The sequence below is a fragment of the Pseudomonas luteola NBRC 103146 genome, from assembly GCF_002091675.1.
Lineage (GTDB): Bacteria > Pseudomonadota > Gammaproteobacteria > Pseudomonadales > Pseudomonadaceae > Chryseomonas > Chryseomonas luteola.
Map to the genome: position 1 here is coordinate 37,956 of NZ_BDAE01000009.1, position 22,208 is coordinate 60,163.

22 protein-coding genes are annotated in these 22,208 nt (G+C 53.3%); 8 read left to right on the plus strand and 14 right to left on the minus strand.

Annotated features, from left to right (window positions below):
* Positions 1-232 precede the first annotated feature (232 nt).
* Entirely contained in the window at positions 233-2,938 is a 2,706-nt protein-coding gene (locus tag PLU01S_RS11995; protein ID WP_074825664.1) for a beta-glucosidase, read from the minus strand.
* 245 nt (positions 2,939-3,183) lie between these two features.
* Between PLU01S_RS11995 and PLU01S_RS12000 the strand changes: the two genes are divergently transcribed.
* The gene (locus tag PLU01S_RS12000; protein ID WP_074825667.1) at positions 3,184-3,789 is read left to right on the plus strand and encodes a TetR/AcrR family transcriptional regulator; all 606 of its coding nucleotides are present in this window, start codon (positions 3,184-3,186) and stop codon (positions 3,787-3,789) included.
* A gap of 18 nt (positions 3,790-3,807) precedes the next feature.
* On the opposite strand, the gene PLU01S_RS12005 is transcribed toward PLU01S_RS12000, so the two are convergent.
* The 9 genes from PLU01S_RS12005 to PLU01S_RS12045 form a co-directional block, all read right to left on the minus strand.
* On the minus strand, positions 3,808-4,449 hold the full coding sequence (locus PLU01S_RS12005) for an FMN-binding negative transcriptional regulator (RefSeq protein WP_074825669.1): 642 nt from the start codon (positions 4,447-4,449) through the stop codon (positions 3,808-3,810).
* A 109-nt stretch (positions 4,450-4,558) separates the two neighbouring features.
* Positions 4,559-5,182 carry a glutathione S-transferase family protein gene (locus PLU01S_RS12010; protein ID WP_074825671.1) on the minus strand — a complete coding sequence of 208 codons (624 nt, stop codon included), beginning with the start codon at positions 5,180-5,182 and terminating at the stop codon, positions 4,559-4,561.
* A gap of 61 nt (positions 5,183-5,243) precedes the next feature.
* Positions 5,244-5,576, minus strand: coding sequence for a hypothetical protein (locus tag PLU01S_RS12015; protein ID WP_074825673.1), 333 nt, complete (start codon positions 5,574-5,576; stop codon positions 5,244-5,246).
* Between the two features lie 193 nt (positions 5,577-5,769).
* On the minus strand, positions 5,770-6,183 hold the full coding sequence (locus PLU01S_RS12020) for a response regulator (protein ID WP_019363877.1): 414 nt from the start codon (positions 6,181-6,183) through the stop codon (positions 5,770-5,772).
* 258 nt (positions 6,184-6,441) lie between these two features.
* Positions 6,442-6,780, minus strand: a complete 339-nt coding sequence (locus PLU01S_RS12025) for a YdbL family probable chaperone protein (RefSeq protein WP_074825674.1) — start codon at positions 6,778-6,780, stop codon at positions 6,442-6,444.
* A 10-nt stretch (positions 6,781-6,790) separates the two neighbouring features.
* Entirely contained in the window at positions 6,791-6,982 is a 192-nt protein-coding gene (locus PLU01S_RS12030; protein ID WP_019363875.1) for a YnbE family lipoprotein, read from the minus strand.
* Positions 6,982-9,588, minus strand: coding sequence for an intermembrane phospholipid transport YdbH family protein (locus tag PLU01S_RS12035; RefSeq protein ID WP_139208778.1), 2,607 nt, complete (start codon positions 9,586-9,588; stop codon positions 6,982-6,984). Before PLU01S_RS12035 ends, PLU01S_RS12030 begins: the two co-directional genes overlap by 1 nt.
* Positions 9,589-9,786: 198 nt before the next feature.
* The gene (locus PLU01S_RS12040; protein ID WP_074825677.1) at positions 9,787-11,088 is read right to left on the minus strand and encodes an SLC13 family permease; all 1,302 of its coding nucleotides are present in this window, start codon (positions 11,086-11,088) and stop codon (positions 9,787-9,789) included.
* Between the two features lie 32 nt (positions 11,089-11,120).
* Positions 11,121-11,945 carry an amidohydrolase family protein gene (locus PLU01S_RS12045; RefSeq protein WP_074825678.1) on the minus strand — a complete coding sequence of 275 codons (825 nt, stop codon included), beginning with the start codon at positions 11,943-11,945 and terminating at the stop codon, positions 11,121-11,123.
* Positions 11,946-12,115: 170 nt separating this feature from the next.
* On the opposite strand from PLU01S_RS12045, the gene PLU01S_RS12050 reads away from it, so the two are divergent.
* The 3 genes from PLU01S_RS12050 to PLU01S_RS12060 all read left to right on the plus strand — a co-directional run bounded on the left by PLU01S_RS12050 (position 12,116) and on the right by PLU01S_RS12060 (position 15,129).
* Positions 12,116-12,853 (plus strand): GntR family transcriptional regulator, encoded by a 738-nt coding sequence (locus PLU01S_RS12050; RefSeq protein WP_074825680.1) that lies wholly within the window; start codon positions 12,116-12,118, stop codon positions 12,851-12,853.
* 54 nt (positions 12,854-12,907) lie between these two features.
* Positions 12,908-13,933, plus strand: coding sequence for a PDDEXK nuclease domain-containing protein (locus PLU01S_RS12055; protein ID WP_074825682.1), 1,026 nt, complete (start codon positions 12,908-12,910; stop codon positions 13,931-13,933).
* Positions 13,934-14,154: 221 nt separating this feature from the next.
* Positions 14,155-15,129 carry a bestrophin family protein gene (locus PLU01S_RS12060; RefSeq protein ID WP_074825685.1) on the plus strand — a complete coding sequence of 325 codons (975 nt, stop codon included), beginning with the start codon at positions 14,155-14,157 and terminating at the stop codon, positions 15,127-15,129.
* Here PLU01S_RS12060 and PLU01S_RS12065 read toward each other — a convergent pair.
* The gene (locus tag PLU01S_RS12065; protein ID WP_010798542.1) at positions 15,119-16,021 is read right to left on the minus strand and encodes a LysR family transcriptional regulator; all 903 of its coding nucleotides are present in this window, start codon (positions 16,019-16,021) and stop codon (positions 15,119-15,121) included. The genes PLU01S_RS12060 and PLU01S_RS12065 overlap by 11 nt on opposite strands.
* 113 nt (positions 16,022-16,134) lie before the next feature.
* On the opposite strand from PLU01S_RS12065, the gene PLU01S_RS12070 reads away from it, so the two are divergent.
* From PLU01S_RS12070 to PLU01S_RS12085, 4 genes are all read left to right on the plus strand, one after another.
* The gene (locus tag PLU01S_RS12070) at positions 16,135-16,536 is read left to right on the plus strand and encodes a DoxX family protein (protein WP_074825687.1); all 402 of its coding nucleotides are present in this window, start codon (positions 16,135-16,137) and stop codon (positions 16,534-16,536) included.
* Between the two features lie 36 nt (positions 16,537-16,572).
* Positions 16,573-17,361 carry a dioxygenase family protein gene (locus PLU01S_RS12075; RefSeq protein WP_074825689.1) on the plus strand — a complete coding sequence of 263 codons (789 nt, stop codon included), beginning with the start codon at positions 16,573-16,575 and terminating at the stop codon, positions 17,359-17,361.
* A gap of 690 nt (positions 17,362-18,051) precedes the next feature.
* Positions 18,052-18,906: an AraC family transcriptional regulator gene (locus PLU01S_RS12080; protein WP_010798525.1), complete on the plus strand. Its 855-nt coding sequence runs from the start codon at positions 18,052-18,054 to the stop codon at positions 18,904-18,906.
* 39 nt (positions 18,907-18,945) lie between these two features.
* Positions 18,946-19,551, plus strand: a complete 606-nt coding sequence (locus PLU01S_RS12085; protein ID WP_010798524.1) for a LysE family translocator — start codon at positions 18,946-18,948, stop codon at positions 19,549-19,551.
* Positions 19,552-19,603: 52 nt separating this feature from the next.
* Here the strand turns inward: PLU01S_RS12085 and PLU01S_RS12090 are convergent, their stop codons facing one another.
* The 3 genes from PLU01S_RS12090 to PLU01S_RS12100 form a co-directional block, all read right to left on the minus strand.
* Positions 19,604-19,888: a hypothetical protein gene (locus PLU01S_RS12090; protein ID WP_019363862.1), complete on the minus strand. Its 285-nt coding sequence runs from the start codon at positions 19,886-19,888 to the stop codon at positions 19,604-19,606.
* A 75-nt stretch (positions 19,889-19,963) separates the two neighbouring features.
* Complete coding sequence (locus tag PLU01S_RS12095; protein ID WP_074825690.1) at positions 19,964-20,542, minus strand: chemotaxis protein CheB; 579 nt, start codon at positions 20,540-20,542, stop codon at positions 19,964-19,966.
* A gap of 618 nt (positions 20,543-21,160) precedes the next feature.
* Complete coding sequence (locus PLU01S_RS12100) at positions 21,161-22,123, minus strand: ribonuclease Z (RefSeq protein WP_074825692.1); 963 nt, start codon at positions 22,121-22,123, stop codon at positions 21,161-21,163.
* Between the last annotated feature and the right edge of the window lie 85 nt (positions 22,124-22,208).

Sequence of the window (22,208 nt, forward strand, 5' to 3'; positions counted from 1 at the left end):
GGGTACGACTCAAGGATTGGGTCTGCGATATTGGCAGCGGCTACTGCCTAATAAGCAGATCGGCATTCTTGGGCAATCCTTGAGCGTTCATGACAGCAGGTAGGCTACCTGGAACGTTATTGGTTTCTTGAGGCCGACCATTTTGATTTCTAGCGATGGAATTTCTGATCAAGCTTCCATCCTCAACAAAAAAGGCGCCTGTGCGGCGCCTTTTTCCTGTTGCGGGATTAACTCAATACGCCTGTGAGGCATCGACCTGTACGGCCTTCTGCATCTTCGGCGGCAGCGGGTTGCTAGTATTGGTTGGCAGCGACTGTTGGTACAGGTTGGTCAGCATACCTTCCAGCGGCAGATTATCCGAAGAGTCTCCTACGGAAATCATGTAACGGCCAGCATCAGCAAGCCAATTCCATGTGTTCACATCGAAGTAGGCCAGCGAACGCGCGTCCAGCTGAACGGTGACCTGCTTGGACTGGCCGGCTTTCAGGAACACTTTAGTAAAGCCTTTCAGTTCTTTCTTCGGGCGGTCAATCATAGCCTTTTTGGGGCTGACATAAACCTGGGCTGTTTCATAGCCATCCTTATTGCCGGTGTTGGTGACGGTAAAGGTGACGTCGATGGTTGAACCAGGTGTCAGCGACTTTGGACCAATCTTCAGGTCAGAGAAGCTGAACGTGGTATATGACAGACCGAAACCAAACGGGAAGAGTGGCTTGGTACGCTGCTTATCCAACCCGCGATATCCCATATATACGCCTTCCGAATATGTCATCTCGGTCTGGGCATTGTCACCCACGTACAGATCCGGATTCGGGTAACTAGCATAGGCAGGATTATCCTGGATACGTTTTTCGATCGAGATCGGCAGCTTGGCAGAGGGGTTGGTATCGCCAAACAAGATTTCCGCCAGGGCCTGACCGCCCAACTGACCAGGATACCAGGCATGTAATACGGCCTTGGACTTCTTCACCCAGGGCTCAAGGTTCATGCCGCCACCGCCATGCAGCACAACGATAGTGTTGCGGTTGGCCTTGATGACATTCTGGATAAGATCGCTCTGGTACTCAGGCAGATCGAATCCATGATCCGATGCTTCGCCTTCGTACTCGCTATTGAAGCCTACGGCTACCATGACAGCGTCATATTGGCTCAGGTCTTTAGGCGCAGCCAGCGACGCCCAGCTCATCTGCAGACCATACAGGCTACCCGACGTTGGAATATAGTGATCGTTGACGCGGCTATATTCGAGCTTGATGTCGTAGGTCTGGCCGGCTTTGAGGTTATATGCCTTGCCCGAGTGAGAGATTGAGTCCGCCAGGTCGTTGGACAATGGTTTGCCATCGAAGTCGATGACCAGCTTGTTGTCTACCCATAGCTTGTAAGCGCCATCACCACGTACCTTGAATACCTGGTCGCCATTGACGGTCGGTTTGATTTTGCCGGTAAAGCGGGCCGAGAAATTATCCTGGTCCGGGCTGAAGCCATCAATGGTAGTGACGCCATTGGCCGTGACGTTCTGTGCCTTCAGGAAATCCCAGTTTATACCGGGTTCAATACGCTTGACGGCGGGCTCGCCCGAGAAGTTTGGATTGTTGAAGTATTCAGCTGTCAGACCTGCTACGGTCTCGGTGGAGCCGGTGCTGTCACTGGAGGTGTACCACTCCGACGTTTGCGGATCGAGAGACAGTGCCTGGATATAGGTGATCTGGCTTTTATCCTGAGCCAGTTGCTGCAGGCCTTGCAGCTCGGTGGTATAGGTATTGGCGGCAGACCAACCGGTACCGAAGGGGTAGGGTGGACGCTGCTTTGCGATATCACCAATCACAGCAATGCGTGCGGTTTTAGGCAGCGGCAGCAGGTTATTGGAAGAGCCTTTTGCTTTCTCGTTCTGTAGCAGAACGATGCCCTGCCGGGCCATATCAAGGGACGTGCTCAGACTGCGCGGATCGTTGCCTATGTGCGATGCGGTCGGCAGGCCTTTGTCAAAGCCAAAGCCAATCATGGCGCGCAGGTTACGACGGACCTTCTCGTCGATCACTGACACCGGCAACTGACCACTCCACACGTACGGCATCAGAACAGATTCGTTCATCTGTAGGCCGCTGGGCATGTCTAGATCAGCACCAGCCATCGCCGCCTTGTAGCCGTTCTGGATGGAGTTGAAGTCGCTGACAACGAAGCCCTTGAAGCCCCACTCGCCCTTGAGCATGTCGGCGATCATGCTGTGGCTTTCGCAGGCATAATCACCGTTGATCTTGTTGAAACCGCACATGATCGACGCAGGGTTGGCATTCTTGACCAGAGACTCGAAGCCGGGCAGGTAGATTTCACGCAGGGTGCGATTGTCGACCTTCACATTCAGGTAATGGCGGTTGGCCTCCTGCTCGTTCGCGACAAAATGCTTGGCACCTGTCCAGATACCTTGAGCTTCGATGCCATTGGCGACAGCAGGCGCCAGCACGGCACCCAGGAAGGGATCTTCGCCGGTCAGGTGCTCAGCAGAGCGGCCATTGTAAGGCGTACGGTACATGTTGAGGCCGGGAGAGAGCAGTTGCTGTCCGCCCGATGCGCGAGTGTCGTAGCCAATAGCCAGACCGTAGGTTTTGGCCAGGTCCACGTTCCAGGTTGCTGCCAGCGCGGACTGGGCAGGGTACTGCACCCCGAACATGGTGCCTTCAACGGTTACGCCAAGAGAGGAATCGCGGGCTAGAGTGCCTGGCAAGCCAAACTTGGGCATGGCACGCATCATGTAGCCGTTATCGATATTGATGTAGCTGATTTTGTCCGACAGGGACATCTGAGACAGGATCGACTCGACTCTGCTTTCGACTTCCGGACCTTGCTTGAGAGGGGCAGCCCAGGCGCAGCTGGCACTTGCCAAGGCTACGGCTAGCAAGGATCTGCTGGCCACAGGAAAAACACGAGTAGGTTTCTGCATGTTGGTGGGGGTCCATCCTAGGATTTACGTAATCAGCGTGAGGCTGATCTCATTTGGAAAATGAAGGGCGCCTAAAATAACCGTACTGTTCAGTTTAGTTATTGGACAAGTTCACACTTCTGAAAGCAAAGAGCTATTACTTTGCTTTTATCTGGTGGCCTATGAGTATTAAAACGCTATTAAGTTTCCTGGTGTGACGATCTGCCTTAGCATGGCAGGATTATGTTGGTGATCATGGACGCAGGATGAGAACGAAAAGCCCAAGCAAACGCCGCGAAATAGTGGACGTTGCCTCGACGGTTTTTATGGAGTTGGGTTTTGATCAGGCATCCATGTCTGAAATTGCCAGCCGCGTAGGCGGTTCAAAAGCGACGCTCTACAACTATTTCAGTTCCAAGGAAGAGCTGTTTGCCGAATGTATCCGCGCCAATGCTGCCAAGCATTTTGAGCCAATATTTGCGCACCTTCCGCTAGACGACGATTTGCCCGAGATGCTGGAGCGGTTTGGTAATGAATATGTCCAGACCATTATTCGACCTGAAATCATGCAGGGCCGACGCCTGGTGCAATCGAGTGCCGGAAACAGCCAGGTAGGGCTTATCTACTATGAGAACGGACCCAGGATTGGCTGGTCTCGAATGGCAGAGGTGCTCCGTAACGCCATGGATAACGGTGTATTGGAACCTTCTGATCCTTGGGTAGCGGCGCTACATCTCAAGGCTTTGCTGGAGGCCGAGTTCCATGAGCAGGCTATGCTGGCGTTAGAGCCCGCCATTGACCCGAGCCTGATCGGCCCCGCCGTGCAAAGAGCGGTAGCCTTCTTTCTAAAAGGGTATCGTCCGCAGACGTAATAGGGGGTGGGTTTGGGCTTATTCTGGTGAGGTGCGAAGCATTTCGGCTGCTGCTTCGGTGGCCTGAGGTGTAGATTCACGGTGTAGGCCTTGAAGTACCCCTTTACGGTCCGCTTCGCTGCGGTTCTGGCTCATCTTCCATTTTCCTTCCAAGCGGGAAACGTGGATTTCTATACCGACAATTCGAGACAATTGCTCGTCAATGAAGTCGGCTGGCGCATCGGTCATTCTCCAGGGCGTGTCCTGAGTAGCCTCATGTGCACGGGTCAGGCGAGCCACAAGGCCTCTGACCCATTGGGCATCGTCTCTGACCTTGATCCGTCCGTAGGCATGTACGGTGGCATAGTTATAAGTCGGCACGACCCGGTGCGTTTCAAGTTTACTGGCATACCAGGAAGGTGAAATATAGGCGCTTGGCCCCTGGAAGATGACAAGCGTTTCGTCATGACCATTAAGCGCTTCCTGCCAGAGCTGGCTGGCACGCGCCACATGAGCCTTGAGAATGCCTAGACCCGTCTCCTCGCTTTCCAGCAAAAACGGAAGATGTTCGGCAGACAAACCATGACTTCCCTGTATAACCAAGGCACCCAACGGGTGCTCCTTGACGAAGCGATGCAGAACGGCTGGATCCGTTTCCTTGAAAGGGGTCGGAAGGTACATGCGCAAGGCTCCGTTAGAGAATCAACGTAACCTTAACGGTATGCCTCCAGAGACAACCATATACAGAATGCAGCAGATTGAACATTACAGTTATGAGGTCCGTGCTGAATTACGGAATGCCATTTCTACCATAGACCAGAAAACCGGAGCGCTCAGCCAGCCGATCATAATAAGTGTTTAAGGCGGGTAGATGGGGATGTGTTACAGGCGTTTCGAACCATCGGTTCACAGAAAGACCGATCGGAATGTCCGCAAGCGAAAAGACTTCACCTGCTACATAACCCTTGGTTTTCTGAAGCTGGGCGTCAAGTATGGCCATACATGCTGACCATTGGCGATGACTCTGTCTGATTTGTTCTGGATCCTGATGGCTGGATAACCGCCTCACCAGCGCTTGGAAGGCATAGCTCCAGGAGGGGTTCAGCGTAGAGGCCTGCCAGTCGATCCACTGATCAATGATGGCGCGAGCCTTATTCTCTACCGGATATAGAACCTCTCCATTATGGTGGTTCGCCAGATAGCGAATGATTGAATTCGATTCCCACAAGACGAATCCCTTGTCCTGGATAACCGGGACCATGGCGTTGGGATTCAGAGCTAGAAAGTTCGGATCATCCGTTGGCCTGAACCCTGTGCCCCACTCTTCAAGAGTGAAGGGAATGCCAAGCTCTTCGCACGTCCACATGACCTTGCGAACATTGATCGATGTCGCCTTTCCCAGAACCGTCAGCATAGTATTCCCCTTTAGAGGTTACTGCTGATTCTACCCATTGCCTGAAATGGTTGGGTATTTCTCAGGACGTCAATGTTTCAAACCAGCCTGCATAGGGCGTGTTGGCAACTTGTCGGCGGTTATAGTCGGGCGCTCCGTCTGTCCACCACACGGGCCCACGCTCACCTAAAGCGCGCTTGGCTTCATCGACCCGGTGGCGCGCCTGCTGTTCAGCCGCTTTGTCGTGGTTGCGCTTCGCTTGGCCCACCTCTCTGCGCGCCGTCATCAACTCGTGGGTAAGCACCTTGCGTTGCGCCTCTGGAAGTGCAGGATTGGTGCATCGCCAGAGTTGACCACGTACCACGAAATAGCGGCCATCAGGCGTAACGGGGTAGGGAGGCGTATCAATACTCATAGGTCCGCATATATGCCCGTGAAGATTGTTTAGAGCGTTGAGCGAGCAGGCGTATTTGCCCGAAAGGCGCTAGGAAAACAGCAGCGCAAGCTGACCTATGGCGAACACGGAGCATGCTTCATGGATAGTGGTTTAATCGTGTGCCGCAGCGGGTTGATCAACTAGAGGTGTTGTTCAACCCGTTCAAGAAGGGTCAGGTGCTGGGAGTCGCAGAGTACGCAACACCCGTCACCATATCGATTAGCTGGCCGATCGACCACGGTTTGGGCAGAAACCTGACCTTGTACTTGATGCTGGCGGTGGCTGGCGTGTCATAACCGGACATTACGATGATCGGGATATGAGGCCATGTAGCGCCTACATGATTGGCAAGTTGGGCACCGTCCATCGAGCCTGGCATACGGATGTCGGTGATCAGCAGGTCGATATCTGCCGCCTTGTCCTGCAGAAGGGCATGAGCCACGTCGGCCGACTCTGCGGTCATGACGTTGAAGCCCTCGCCATCCAGAAGCTCACGGACGAATTCCCGAATCACTTCCTCATCTTCTACAACGAGAACAGTGGAGGGGGTGCGGTTGGTACCTTGTGTCGATTGTTGACTATACATATGTCAGTGCTTTTCCAGATATCTGCCAGAAGCCGTCGTCAAACGGATGTACTCGGAGGACTCGGCGTATTCCCTATGTGGTTCGAAGAAATGGACACAAAGAGAGTGATTAAGTGCCAGCCGGAGTCATGATATTGGCGAATTTGTTGTATCCGTACAGGCTTGGCCAAAGCGTTAGGCCTGGATCTGAACGAGTAGCTTACAAGTAAGCAGATGTAGAAAAGCCAGCAAGATGCTGGCTTTTCATGCAGGTACCGTTTATTTTCTGACCCACTTTCCATTGAGCTGGATGTATTGCCCCGCGGGTGTCTTCTCGATCGCTTTCTTGCCGGCGATGGCTTCTACATCACCCAGCTGGATGCCATTTTGCTGAGCCAGACGCTGGTACTCATCGCGGCGGGCCTGATTGATCAGATTGGCAATTTCGGTACCTTGGCTGCTCCCATCAACCGCGCCCAAGTAGCCATTGGGTTGTTCGCCCACCTGGCCACTTGCCTTGGCATGGCTCAGGGTGGCCATCGCCTCGTTGAGGCTCATGGCCCAGGCGGGACTGGTGAAAAGCAAGGCCAGCATTAAACTGGCAACACGGGTTCGCATGGCTGGCTCCTTAGAATAGACCGCTGTTTTCGCTGAGAACGTTGTCCAGTGCCTTGTCTACCTTGATGTAGATTTCATGCTGGATTTTTACGTTCAGGTTGATGTTGATCGGCTCGTTTGGAACCGCGACCTGTACGGTAGGTGTACAGGCTGCTGTCAGGAGGCATAAGAGCAACATGCCGAATAGTGGGCGCAACCCCATCAGGGCTTCTCCTCGGTTTTGGGGCCAGTTTGATCACGACGCAGGCGTTCCTGCACACGACGTTGAATGGTGTCGCTGACTCGGTCAGTCAGTTGCAGACTGGTCAGTAGTTGCGGAATATTTTCTTCAAGGTTGATTCCAAAGTTGAACGCTCGGCCCTTTTCAATATCAGGGTTGCGGCCCTCCAGGCGGAGTGAAAGCATCAGTGTACCGTCTTCACGGTAATCAACGCCGCTACGAAGTACCTCGTAATGGAAATCGTCGAGCGCATCGGCTACCAGTTTCATCCCGGGATTGCTCCGCCCCAGCGCTTTGATTCGATCCGAGCGGAAGCGTAGCACGCCTGCTCCACGTGCGCTGACAACGCCTTGCTCGACGCGAATACCCTGGCGCGTCCAGTGCAGGGGTAACTGCCCGTCAATTGTACCTTCGCCGCTGAGCCCCTCGGTCGGGTAGGCTTCCAATAGTGAAGCGACTTGCAGGCCTGAGAGATGCACCGGCAGCGCAAGCGTGAAGTCGCCCAGGTTGCCTTGGCTTGGCGGTATCCACAGGCGACCTCCCAATATGGCCGTTTGAGCCTGTTGCCAGGACAGCGTGCCGGCCAGTGGATCATCCAGCCGAGCGCGATAGGCGCCGCTCAATTCAAGAGGACCTAGAGTAAACCCTGGGTTAAGGCTATCGGCTTTGAACGCAGGCAATGCTACGCTCAGCTGATCCTTATTCAAATCAAGCGCAACCTTTGCACCAACGCCATTCATTTCCAGACGATCGTAAATGCCGCCCAGACCTTGAGCATCCAGATCAATATGCAGGTTCATGTCGCCTTGTTGAGGGATACGAAGGGCAAGCTGACCGTCAAGACGTCCCGTATTGAATTCCAGCAAGGCCGGCCAGGCGGTAAATGTGGCTGCAAAGGGATTTCCAGCCCGCATGAATAATGTGTCCAGTGTGCCTTCTAGGACGAACGACTGATCAGGAGACTGATGAAGCCGGGTCTTGAGGCTGAGGCCTGTATCGGTCCTGAGTGTACCATTTAGACCTAGCGCCCGATCCGTCAACTCAAGCTGTCCATCCCAGTTCCATTTGGCAGCCTTGAGCTGCGGGTGAGCAATGCGCTTGGTCTCGAGCTGAGTGTTGCCCTTCAATGTGAAATGCACGTCCTGCTGATCGTCCAGCCGCCCCATCAGGTTGAGCTCAGGCGAAGTTGCAGATACGTTGTCCAGGCGTGTCCCCGAAGTACCGCTACCGATGTCCAGCTGGCGCGCACCTAGCATGATATTGGAGAAGGTCAGCTCAGCATTGCGCTGATCCATCTTCCCTTGCGCCTTTAGTTTGACGTCGAGAGTGTGAACGGCAACGCCGGATTGCTTAAAGTTTGGAACGGTTCCATGCAGATCAAGCCCATCCACTTGGAGACGCCAGGGGGCCTGAGTAGCAACCTTAAGGCGTCCCTTCAGGTCCAGAGCCGCTTCGCCACGGGAGGTTAGGGTAAAGTCGAGGGGGAGCAGCACGTCCGGCTGATCAATAGATGCCGGTGTCTGCGCCCGGATATGGAGTTGGTCGGGTCGTATACCCTGCGGGAGTTGGAGCTGCCAAGGTTGGTTCCTTACTGCAAGTTGCAGATCGGCTTGCAGGGCTCGAGGCATTACATAGCCGTGATCCACTGTAGCATCCACGCTGGCATCGCCTTGAAGTGATCCCAGTCCTGGCACCGGCCAGGCTTGGGGTAAATGCGCATCAAGCCGAATACTGCCTTGTGCATTAAGCAGGGACTGGAGGTCGTCAATTGTGTTAGGTAGGGACAACTGCCAGTTACCTTGTACTCGAAGAGCACCCGGCAGGGATTCAGCGTTCACGGCAGGCATTGGCCACCACTGGTTGATCCAGTCCAGAACCCAGGGGCCTTCATTAAAGGCAGGAATCAGGAGGTCACCGCCCCAAGCCACTCCGTCGCCGTGGGGCGTTAGCGCAGTCCGTAGCACAAGCCTTGGCTGATCATCAATGGCAAGGTTGGCTGTCAGGCGAGGTGCCTCTGGTGTGCCCTCAAGCAAGGCCAGGGTTTGTAATGTGCGCCCCTCATGACGAAGCGTGAGCTCCAGGCTGAGGGGCAAGGCCTGGTTGTTTGCCTGGCTTGCACTCAAGGAGCCTTCCAACCTGCACTGGCCTTGTGCGCAGGGCAGAGACAACGTGAAATCAGGTGCATCCAGACGATCGGGTAGCCATGTCGGTATTGCGAGAGGAGCGTCAAGGTGCAGAGGGCCAATAGGCTCACCGCTGGTACCGTTTGGAATAGCAGCCAGCGCGAGCTCAACGTGATCGATCCTGAGATGACGCCCGGTCCACTCAAACATCAGTGGCCCGGTGTTGAGTGACTGCTCTGTACCATCTTTATCGGCTTGGACAAGCGATAGGCTCTGTAACCCTATCGAGTGAGTATTCAGATACAGCCCTTGTAGATTCCAGTGTGTAATACCCAGCGAGCGAATCAACAACGCAAAGCCGAGCGAACCGGATGCCAGCAATAACAGGAAAACTACACTGGCCCAGCCTAAACGCCGAAACCAGCGTAGGGCGCGAGAAGAATTGACGTTAGACAGTAGACTCACCGCTCGAGTACAGGCTCGACGTTAGAGTGAAGCGTCTAAACCACTGAATCAACCCTGGTGCCTTCGTTTTGCATTAAATGCTTATTTTTTCTTAGTAATACCAGCCCATTATAAAGCAACCAAACTACTATGACACTTCTGTAATCAAGACGAAAAAGCCCCGGGTGTTTAACCCGGGGCTTGGCGAACACGCCAATGTTACAAGCAGAATGTTAAAACAAAGTTGAACACCAGGGCGGCGATGAAGCCGAGTGGCGCTGCCTTGAACAGGAGCTTGGGAAAGAGAGCAGAGCGGCTTTGTTCAGTGGGGCATGAGCCCAGCAGCAGGCTTCCACCGGAAGAGAAAGGCGAAATAGAGGTTGCCTGTGCCCCCGCTACGATGCAGATGAAAATGATCATCGGATCAATGGACAGATTAGCGGCAATTGCAGGCACGATCGGGAAGAGCGCAGGTGTTACCACGCCCAATGTACTTGAGAACAAGGACATCAGCGCCGCGATCACACCAAAAGCAACAGGTACCAGGACGGCCGGTATATTGGCGCTGATCCAGGACGCCAGGAGATCAACCGTGCCGGCCTTGATCGCAACCGAGATTAGCATGCCTACGCCACAGATCATGATGATGGTAGACCAGGGGAGCGTAGCCATGACCTTGCGCTCATCGCCCAGCTTGAGCAGCAGGGCAATCACGGAGAAAACACTGGCGATCAGACCAATATCCATCTTCGAGTTGATAAAGCTGATCGTGTCATTCTGCGGGAAGACAAGGTGGGCGATAGGAGCCAGCAAGACAAGCCCCATCATTAGAAGGGTCAACCACAGCGTGGTTTTCTGATCTTTCGTGAACGGCGTAGGTGCACTGATGTTGAACGCAGCCTCCCGCATGGATTGTTTGTGCCCGCTGAACAAGAGAAACCCGGTGATGACCAGCAAAGGAATCACGATCGTACTGGCGAAAATACCAAAGCTGTTTATGAAGGCGGTTTCTTCCGGAATTCCCGCATTCACCATCAGGCTGCGGAAAATGATCCCGCTTTGGCTGGAAACAAAATTGGCCCCTCCGAGGGCTCCGTAGTTCACCGCCATCGCGCCCACGATGAGACTCATGCCCGTACGTTCACACAACAGCAACGTGATCGGCGCCATGAAGGCCAGTACGGTATAGTAACCCGCGCCTAAGGCAGCAATCAGGGCGGCAGTAACAAAGACGGCGTAGGGCAGCAGATAGGGCACTTTTCTGCAGCTGTACAGCAAATGCTCCGACAGTTTTTCCAAGGTGCCGTTAACGATGGCAAAACTGTAAAACAGGCATACCGAGAAAATGATAAAGAAGATTTTGAGTGGCCAGAGGTTGATGACCTCCGACGGACTCATACCCATCACAAACGAGCCGATCAGGTAAGCGAAGGCGATAGCAAACAGGCCGATATTGATCCGGGTCTTGTACCCGAGAACAATGGCAACGGCAATCGCCGTCACGACGAGCAGACTCATCATAATTGTCTTTCCTTGTTGTTATTGTCTGGTTTTCAGGGCTTGAACTTGAACAGTCTGGCCGGGTTGTCCACCAGCACTTTCCTTCTTTCCAGCGCATCCGGGAGGAGGGAGGTCATTATTGAAAACTGGGCATCATAATCGGTCTGGTCCTCGAAGCGGGTATGAGGCCAATCGCTACCCCATAACAGTTGATCAGAGTGCCCATAGGCGTTGCGCAATATATCAACCATCTGGGTGGCTTGCTCTAGACTGGCCTTGCTTCGATAGGTGGCGGACAGCTTGACCCATATAGCCGAGTCAGGCAGGAGCGACAGGAAGGCCTGATGTTCTGGCGTTTCAGGATCTATACAGCCGGCGGGCAAGCCGAAGTGGTCGATGACAACATTGACCCCTGCATCCAATAGCGTTGGAACGATAAGGCAGAGGTCTTCCATGGCACGCTGGATTTCGACCGACCAGTTTCGGTCGGCCATCTTCTTAAAAAAGGTTTGCCACCGTGGCTGTGAGTAATCTTCCAGCGGAAGCCCGACCAGGTTCAGTCTTACACCCACTACTCCTGCCTTTTCCAATTCATTGAGTTCGGCGTCACTGACTTCGGGATTGACTACCGCTGTCCCACGTAACCGTTCCGGATAAACCCGCAGCGCACCTACCATGAAGTTATTGTTGGTCCCCAGGAAGCTGGGCTGTACCAACACGCCATGGGAAAGCCCGCAATGCTCCAGATGAGCCAGATAGCTTTCCACAAGGGCATCGTAGTCAGGGCTGTAGCGGCGGTTTTCGGTCAGGGGAAGGTCACGGGAAAAAATATGTGCATGGGTATCGATACCCGTGATAGGCATATATGGCTGAGACATGGGCACTACCCTTGTTGTGTGTTTTTGGCAAAGGTCACCACCGCCCTTGCCCATAAAACATATATTCATCTATATGAATAGAGGAACGTATAGCGATGCGTGTTAGCTGTCAATGCATCACCCGACGATGCTCGTGGTAAAGTAGGTCTACCAGTCGTTTGGATGACGATATGAACAACGCAAAGCTGGGACAGGATGAGCGTTTACCGCTCTATCAACGGTTAAGTGATGAAATACTGGCCAGGATTGCGTCAGGTGAATGGTTGCCAGGCCAGTCGATTCCCACCGAGGCTGAACTGACCAAGCTCTATGGCGTTGCCATCGGGACGGTGAGAAAGGCAGTGGATACGCTGGTGAGCGAGGGCTTGCTCGAACGAAGCCAGGGCAGGGGGACGTTTGTTCGTCGGCCAAGCTTCAATGCCTCATTCTTTCGTTTTTTTCGCCAAATAGATTCGTCCGGTAGCCAGGCTGTGCCGACCAGTCAGGTACTCAGCCGCACGCTCGAGCAGCCTCCTCAGGCCGTGATCCATGCACTAATTCTCAAGAAGCATGAGCAGGTAGTACATCTGGAGCGCGTCCGCGTTATCGAGGGACAGCGGAAATTCTATGAGGATATCTGGCTTCCCGGCTCGAAGTTTTCCAGGCTTCTAGACGTAGACCCGGGCAGGTTCGGCAATCTGCTTTATCCCTTTTACGAGCAGCAATGCGGCCAGCATGTCGCATCAGCGCAGGAAACGCTGACGGTGGAATCGGCTTCGGCTGAAACGGCTCGGATTCTGGAAATCGAGGAGGGCAAACCGGTTGTCGTGATCGAGCGTATCGCGCTGGGCTATGACCGGCTTCCCATTGAGTACAGAGTGTCTCGAGGTGCGGCAGAAGGCTTTCGTTACCAGGTCGAGATAACCTAAAGAGTCACTTTAAATCCGCCGTTTCCAATAATTATCCTGGACGTTCTCCACGGTATGTCTGATCAGACCACGCCCAATCTGCCTCTGGATGACAAGCGTTTTGCTGAGGTAGCCAGTCTTATTTCAACCGCTCGCCAGCGAGCAGTTCAGGCCGTCAACATCGAGTTGATCGATTTGTATTGGCGGGTAGGGGCGTATATCAGCGCCAAGCTTGAAACCGCGGAGTGGGGAGACGGGGTCGTCGATCAGTTGGCGCGCTATCTTGCACAGACTCAACCCGGCTTGCGGGGTTTCACTCGCGCCAATCTGTTCAGAATGCGCCAGTTCTATGAAGCGTACCGTAACGAACCATCACTAGCCGCTCTGGTACGGCAGTTACCATGGACCCACAACCTCATTGTTCTCAGTCAGAGCAAGCGCCCCGAAGAGCGTGAGTTCTATTTACGGCTGGCCATGCAGGAACGGTGGTCCAGCCGTGAGTTGGAGCGGCAGTTCAAGTCTGCACTGTTTGAGCGCTCCGTTACGCAGCCTGCAAAAGTCTCGGCAGCGCTGAGACAAAGTCATCCTGAGGCGCTGAGTGTGTTCAGGGATGCCTATATGGTCGAATTTCTTGGGCTTCCGGAGGGACATGCAGAGGCTGATTTGCACCACGGACTGCTGCAGCGACTCAGGGATTTTCTGATCGAACTCGGGCGGGATTTCTGCTTCGTCGGCTCCGAGTATCCCTTACAGGTGGGTGGACGGGATTTCGCGTTGGACCTGCTGTTCTTCCATCGGGGGCTGAACTGCTTGGTGGCAATCGAGCTCAAGGTAGGCCGATTCGAGCCGGAATATCTGGGTAAACTCGAGTTCTACCTTGAGGCGCTGGACCGCACCGTACGCAAGGCGCATGAAAATCCGGCAATTGGTGTTCTGCTCTGTGCCAGCAAGGATGATGAAGTCGTTGAGTACGCGTTGAATCGCTCTTTGTCGCCTGCGCTTGTGGCGGAATACCAGACCCATTTGCCCGACAAGAAACTACTGCAGGAAAAGCTGCATGAGTTTTATCGGTTGAATATTACTGGTGAATCAGAAAGCTGAGAGATATCGATAGGCGGTCCGTTGCCCTGGCTAGACCTTATAAAACGCTTTTAGCGCGCTAGTTAGCCTAACCACCCGTCGAGCCTTGCCAAAGGTTATGAATCAGATGGCCGACACGTTCTGAATAGAACAGGTTGCTGATTCGAAAACTCTTTTACGGCAAGTCCGCGGCGAGCCAGTAGAGATAGGCAACCATTCATTGCGCTGCTAAAGGTGTTCCGATGTCCAGGTCGATCCATAAGAAAGTCGCCTTGTTACGCAAGACTTTCTTTTATGTAGGTTGGTCTTTGTTCTGGCTGCTTGTGTGGGACATAGCCGTCACAGCAGAGGCTATGCTGTACGTAAAAGACCCGATTGACTTGCCACTCACGCCCCTGACATTGCTTTGTTCAGCATTGGTAGTGCTGATCAGCTTTCGTAATAGCAGTGCCTATAACCGCTGGTGGGAAGCGCGTACCTTGTGGGGCGCAATGGTCAATAGCTCTCGCAGTTTCGGCCGGCAGGTGATGACACTTATTGATGATGTGGGCATAGGGCGTAATCGAGTAAAGATGGTTCTTCTGCTACGTCATATGGCCTATATTAATGCACTGCGCGCACATCTGAAGGGTACCTCATGCGCAGAAGCTGCGGGACCCTACTTGGCCCGGCACGAGTTATCAATGGCTGAAGGCAGCAGCAATTTCCCCAATGACATACTCAACGGCACCGCACAACTATTGGTTAGAGAGCTAAACCAGGGTCGCCTCGATAGTATCCGGTTGGCACGAATTGAATCGACTCTCGTGGATATGTCCAACTGCCAGGGCGGCATGGAACGCATTAACAACACGCCATTACCTTATCCCTATGTCTATTTTCCAAGACTTTTTACAACGCTCTTTTGCATCATCATGCCCATGGGGCTAGTCAGTACATTAGGCTGGTACACCCCTGTTGTTTCCTCTGTGGTAGGTTTCATGCTGCTCGCATTAGAGCGAATAGGAACCGAGCTTCAGGCACCTTTTGCCGACAGCCAGCACCAGATCGCCATGGATAGTCTGTGCACAACGATTGAAAAGAATCTGCGTTCTTTGCTCCAGGAAACGGCGGCGCATGTAGCGGAGGAGGATCTGGTAGAAGCTATCCGAACAGTGCGTGTAGAACCCGCTGCACCTGCAGAGACCAGTGTCGTGAAATCCATCGCTAACCTGTAGGCAAACCGCCTCCTAGACTATGTTGCAGATGCTCGATAAATGTCCTCACTTTGGCTGAAAGGAAGCGGCGGTGAGGGTAAACAGCATAGAGAATGGGGGTGTAGCTGGTCTTCCACGCTTGCAGTAGCGGCACCAGGCGGCCAGCTTTTATGTCATCGCCAATGATGAAGCTTGGCTGCAGAATAATTCCATGACCTGCCAAGGCTGCAGTTCGCAAAACATCGCCGTTATTGGCCCGAAACATCCCGGATACCTTGACTCGTACTTCTTCTTCGTCGCGTTGAAAGAGCCATTCATTACCCTGGCGCGCGTACGTATAGTTGAGGCAGCGGTGTTGTCTGAGTTCCAGTGGATGCGCTGGCGTTCCATGCTGTTTCAGGTAGAGCGGTGAGGCACACACCACTACGTCGAGTACGGCCAGTTGACGTGCGACTAAGCTGGAGTCGTCGAGCTGACCAATACGTACTGCCAGATCGAAACCTTCCTCTACAAGGTCAACGACTCGGTCATTCAGTTCAAGATCAACATATACCTCTGGGTATTGCTCCATGTATCGGGCAATTACCGGGGCCAGCTGCAGGATACCAAAGGAGAACGGGGCATTGACCCGTAGCCGCCCCCGCGGATGCTGGACATCAGACTGCAGGGCTGTTTCCAGGTCATCAAACTCGGCCAGTAACGGAAGAATCCGCTCATAGAGTGCACGACCCGCATCGGTAAGGCTTAGCTTGCGTGTCGTCCGGTTAAGCAGTCTCGCATCGTATTTACGCTCAAGAAAGGCGATCAGTTTCGTAAGTCCCGAGCGGGACAGTTCAAGTCGATCAGCGGCCGCAGCGAATGACCCTAGTTCCACTACTTTGACGAAGGCAGATAGCGCAGAAAGCGTATCCATATCAATTTCTAAAATGTAAATAATTCATTTTTATTTACCCTATTTATCTCTAAAAGGGAAATACAAAGAATAGCGGTATCTGACCGACCGCACTTTTTTCTAAGGATTTAACGATGGATACTCGTACCGCTCCCTATGCCGCGCTCCTGTTGCGCTTAGCGCTAGGTATCATGTTTCTGGCCCACGGCCTTACAAAGCTGTTCGTTTTTACCTTGCCGGGTACCGCACAGTTCTTTGAATCGGTTGGTTTTCCAGGCGTGCTGGCCTATCCGGTTACGTTCTTCGAAATTCTGGCGGGTGCAATGCTGATACTGGGCATCCTGCCTCGCTGGGTTGCAGCCGTTGCGGCAGTACAATTACTGGCAGCCTCTTCCGTACACTTTGGAAACGGCTGGTCATTTACCGCAGCTGATGGCGGCTGGGAATATCCTGTTTTTCTGGCGGTCACGGCCGCTGCGTTGGCACTCCTGGGACCCGGTGCCTTGGCTCTGAAGCCATCGTTTCGTAAGGATTAATGTTCTAAACCGCGCTGCATCCTTGAGGAGAACACCATGAGCCGACTTCCCACGATTTTCATATCCCACGGTTCGCCAATGGAGGCATTGGATGCAGGGCGGGCAGGGCAGGCCTGGACGGAGCTTGCCGCGGTGTTACCACGTCCGCGAGCCATTGTGATGGTATCCGCTCATTTTTCGGCGCCATATCCAGTGCTCGGAACGACCGCGCAGCATGACACTATCCATGACTTTTATGGATTTCCTCAGGCGCTTTATGCGCTGCGCTACAACGCGCCGGGTGAACCTGACCTGGCTTTTCAGCTGGCAGAGGCGTTGCAGGCTCAAGGGTTGCCGGTACGTATTGATCCTAATCGCGGGCTGGATCATGGCGCGTGGGTGCCACTGCGTTACATGTATCCTGATGCCGATGTTCCAGTCGTCAACCTGTCCATTGATGAAAACAAGGGTCCTGCCTATCACTACCAGCTCGGTCAGGCATTAGCGTCATCATTGGCTGACGACGTACTTCTTATCGCGTCAGGCAGTCTGACACATAACCTGGGCGATTTTCGCAGGCCGCACCGGTCCGTTCCCCGCTACGTCACAGACTTTCAGGCGTGGATGCAAGACCGCTTGAAGACTCGAGATATAGCCGCTCTGCTGGACTACCGTGGGCAGTCACTGGAGGGCGTTCAGGCTCACCCGAGTGATGAGCACTTGTTACCTCTTTTCGTTGCATTGGGTGCAGCGGGTGAGCAGAGCGAGGCACACGTATGGTTCAGCGAGATAAACCATCAGATATTGGCGATGGATGTGTACCGGTTTGAGCGCGGCCCTATTTGAGACATCGATAATGAGGTGTGTCTATGGACTACAGATACGGTCTAACCTGAAGCAAAAGTCGGTTACAGGCTAGATACAATAGGCCCTCAAGCTCTTGTCGTCCTACCGCTGGCTTAAGATTTAAAACAGCTTTCCAGGAAAGCCGCAGACGCAAGTATGATCTCCACGTCATTATTTCTTCCGCAAAAAAGACAGTCCTGGGGGCGCCTGGTATTACGCTATATAGCGTTGCCTCCAATGCAATTTTGGGAGGCCAGAGAAGCAGACAGTCAATCGCTCCCATATTAGGTAACAAGACTGTTCCCCAGCGAAAATCCTTGACGCAGACATCTATAATTAGATCGTTTTCCCCAGGATCAGTGATCTGTTGTATAGGTGTAAGTACCAGTACGTCCCGTAAGCATCTGGCAAGGTGTTCTTCAATGGTGCTCTTTTCAGACGGAAAGTCTGGCTCGAGAAACCGGGTTAAATCGCTTCGAGATCTAACCGTTACTGTTCCAAGAAACAAGCGGGATGTTGGTCTGCACGCATGTCGTTTGAACATATTCCTGGGCTGGTCCTGGCTGCGCCAATTAAGTCAACGCTCAATATGATTGCACAAATGTTCCAGATTCAATCGGAAAGAGGCTGATACGATCCCAAGACGATCTGTTTGTTGCCGTCCATGATATCAAGGCGAAAGTCCTAACTATGACAGACGACAGGAAAAGCTGGGTTCACCTGAACCAGGACGCCGAAACCGGCATCGAGACCATTCGTGCTCATTTTGAGGGTCATGCCTATGATCCCCATTGGCATGACAGCTATCTTGTAGGGTTTACCGAGCAAGGCGTGCAGCAGTTCAGCTGCCGCAATGCGCTGCACGTCAGCACCCCTGGTAAGGTCTTCATGCTTGAGCCGGGTGAGATTCACGATGGCCATGCGCCGGCAGAGGGTGGGTTTACCTACTCCATGCTTTATCTGGAGCCGCAGTGGATCGAGCGTGAGCTGAGGATGTTGCATGAGGATGCGCCTGTACAATGCCTTCCCAGTTTTGGCGCGACACTGACCGATCAGACCGAACTCATGATCGCTATTGCCGATGCGTTCAAGGCGCTCGAATACAATGAGTTGAGAATAGTAAGGCAGACCGCGCTGGATCAATTGCTGATCAAGCTGACCGACCATGTGAAATGGCGAATGCGGGGAGCTTATGATCCCAGACTTCCGTTGGTGGCTTATCGCGTTCGAGATTATCTTCACGCTCACATGCAGGACGATGTAGGCCTGGATGAGCTTGCTAATACCGTAGGTGTGGATCGATTTCGCTTGACCCGAGCCTTCAAGGCCGCCTTTGGTTTGGCACCGCATGCTTACCTCATCCAGCTGCGACTCGCCAAGGCTCGTTTTATGTTGGCGAAAGGCGATCAACCGGCCGAGGTTGCCATGAGACTCGGTTTTGCGGATCAGAGCCACATGGGCCGTTGGTTCCGCCGCGCCTATGGGCTGACTCCAGCCAGCTACCGCAAGCGCTGCTCAAATCTTCCAGACGCCTCACGCAGCTAACACCACAATCGACTTCAGCCGTATAACTGTGGAGTCGATATGATGATTTCTGTGCCGTTCATTCTGTTCTCTCTGGTAGCCTCCATCACTCCAGGGCCTACCAACATCCTGGTGCTAAGTCACAGTGCCCGCTATGGATTCTGGAAGGCATTACCTATTGTGCTGGGCGGGTGTGCGGGCGCGGCCGGTATCGTGCTGGTAACAGGCGTGGGGATTGGCGAAAGCCTGACGAGCTACCCGTTGATCCAGCTCGTGATGAGCACTGCCGGCGTGCTGTGGTTGAGTTATCTGGCCTGGCAGATCTTTAGCAGCCCAGCCACGCCATTGAATGAGATGAGTGAGTCCATGGCCAATGACAAGCGCGTCGGGTTTGGCGGAGCGGCCGGGTTGCAGCTGATAAATCCAAAGACCTGGATGATGGCGATCGCCGTTATCAGCGTGTTTACGCAAGCCGGGTCAGACAAGGCCGCGCAGGTGGTACAGCTGACATCTGTATTCTTTGCGATATCGATTCCATGTCTGACGGCATGGGCGGTGCTGGGCTCAAGCGTTTCGCGCTGGCTCGATTCTGCCACCCGTGTCAGATACTTCAACCGTCTCATGGGCCTGCTGTTATTGGGATCGGCTTGGCTGAGCCTGCTTTGATGTTTGTCCCATAGTTAGGCCAGACAGCTGCTTGGCCTAACTATGGCTGTCTTCATGTAGTACTTTCAGGATATTTGGCTCGAGCCAGCCAGCCCTTCCATAACCATTTTCTCTCATGAACATCCAGAGGAGCATCGAACGCGTGCAATGCTAGCCACTGGTTGAAACGCAGCTGTTCGAGTTCTTCGGCTGGCTTGCATACCGGCCCACCCAGAACCTGTTCGATATTGTTAAGCAGTGGGGCAGGTACCTGTTCGCGATACAGGCAAATCTGCTCTCTCAAGACATCCAGTGTGTAGGTGAGGATTTCCTTGTCAGAAAACTCAGGCACGGACATAAGACACCTCTTGCAGCATTGATCATTAAGCAAAAACGGTTAAATACGATCCGTCGCGATGTCACATGAAGCGGGTTAGTGCTGAGTCGTTAGTTGGGCAAGCAAAAGCCCCATTTCTTTTACCGGCACGCAGTAGTTCGGGTTACAGGCGCTAAGTTCATGAATAGCCGTGGTCGAGCTAATAGCCTGTCTTTGATCCTCTACGATGCAGATCCCCCCGGCGCCTTTGATAGCGCGCAAGCCCTCGACGCCGTCTCGTCCCGATGCTGATAACACCGCGCCTATTGTACACGGCCCAAATACCTTGGCTGCAGAGGTGAACAGTTCATCTGCTGAGGCATGCTCATGCCTTGCGGAATCAAGCCGTTTAAGCCTGATCATGCCCTTGGGCTCTATAGTGACTTGATACCCAGGCGGAGTGAGATAGACGCAGCCCGCCACGAGTAGCTCGCCGGGTGTGCATACTTTTACGGGAAGGAAGGTATAGCGTCCCATAAGCGTTACGAGCGCCTCTACAGGACTGTCGGTTGCTACACGAAGCATCACAACGACACAGGTTTCCAGGCGAGAAGGAAACGTGCTGGCGAGCTGGCATAAGGCTCTAAGACCAGGAAGGGGGGAGGTAATAACTACAATGTTGTTGATTGAGCTCATCTTAAACTTCTCATGCAAAACGCTGTGAAAGCATGTCCTGATGAAAAGGTAACTCCGGCTTACTGCCCTCACGCTCCGTATGCGGCTGCGTACAGACGGAAAAACAACGGGAATAAAAAACTGTATCGCCGCGAGTACAACAACTTCGCCAACACACTAAACGCGGCGATACAGAGGAGCACACTTCATGAGCTATGACATCACTACAGAACAGGTTCAAATACAACCTGTATTCAATGGAAAGCTGGGTGAAAGATAAGTTGCAGAATTGCTAAGTTATTAAATTCTTTGAACTTTATTCAAATACAAGTTTTGCTAAGTAGATACCAGACGCTGATTAAGATAGCGCTTCGTTGGAACGGCGCAATTGTGCAGATTTGCTTTTTAATCTTCTACATGAAAATTGTACGTGTATAACCATGGACCTATCTGTTACGTCTTAATCCTGTAATATCTTGAAACACTCATCAATCTTTATATACGACCACGCAGCTGAAACAGGTAAGCTTTAGTCCCGGATCACAGCTGCTACTCGCCGTCGACGTTGGACGTAAGCAGTGAGTCAATGGCGTGAGCGTTCAAGGGCATACGATGCTACCGGTCTCATCTACCCAGTGATCACACAGAAACAAGGCTTAGTACCCCTGTTTTGGCTAGTCGATATCGAGCAAGGTCTTCTGCCAGAAACAGCGAGCCCTGGTAATGATATGCAGCCTCACTACGGATATCCTCAATGGAGGGAGACTGCTCCGGATTGGCTTGATAGCGGGCGCTAAAGTGCGTCAGGACAAGATTGGGCAGCCCGCAGGATTGGGCAAAGCTCGCAATCCCGGCCGCTGAGCTATGTCCGAATGTATCGCCAGCCCTGTCTGCAACATCTTGTGTATATGTCGACTCATGAACAAGTACCTGAGCTGGCTGGCAAAAGGTCCGCAGCAGCTCGGGCTGATCGTTGTCACCGCAGACGACCAGGCAGCGAGCCGCATGGGGGTAGTACACATAATCGGCGCTTTTAAACGTTTGGCCTTCATGTACCACATCAATGCCTTTACGCAGCTGTCCCCAGATTGGGCCGCGTGCAATACCTTCGGCATTCAATTTTTCAGTGTTTAGATGAGGTTCACGGGCTGTTTCGGTAAACCGATAGCCGAAAGAGGGCACGCGATGGGAGAGGGGCGTAGCATCGACCGTCCACCGTGGAAATGCCCACTGCCCCAGCGCCTCAGCCGGCAGAAACTCTACGTCAAAGGGCAGGTACAGCTGGGTGAATTGTCGAGTCGCGTTAAACCATTCGGCAATGCCCGACGGGGCAATGATGGGAAGTGGCTTCTTTCGGCCTGACATGCCTGCGCTGGCCAGGAGGCCTGGCAAGCCATAACAGTGGTCACCATGGACATGTGTAATGAAGATGGCCTGCAGATCATGCAGCGACAGACGTGTACGCAGTAGCCGGTGCTGAGTGGCCTCGCCGCAATCGACCAAAAACCAGTCGCTGCCCATCTCTTCCTGAAGGGCAAGCCCGGTTACGTTGCGTTTCTTGGTCGGTACGCCAGCGGACGTGCCCAGAAATAGTAAATCCACAAATGCCTCTATTTATTGGTGCCGCACCAGTATCAAGACATAGTGTATATCGCAGATGGCTGCAAGGTGGTGAGCATGAGACTTG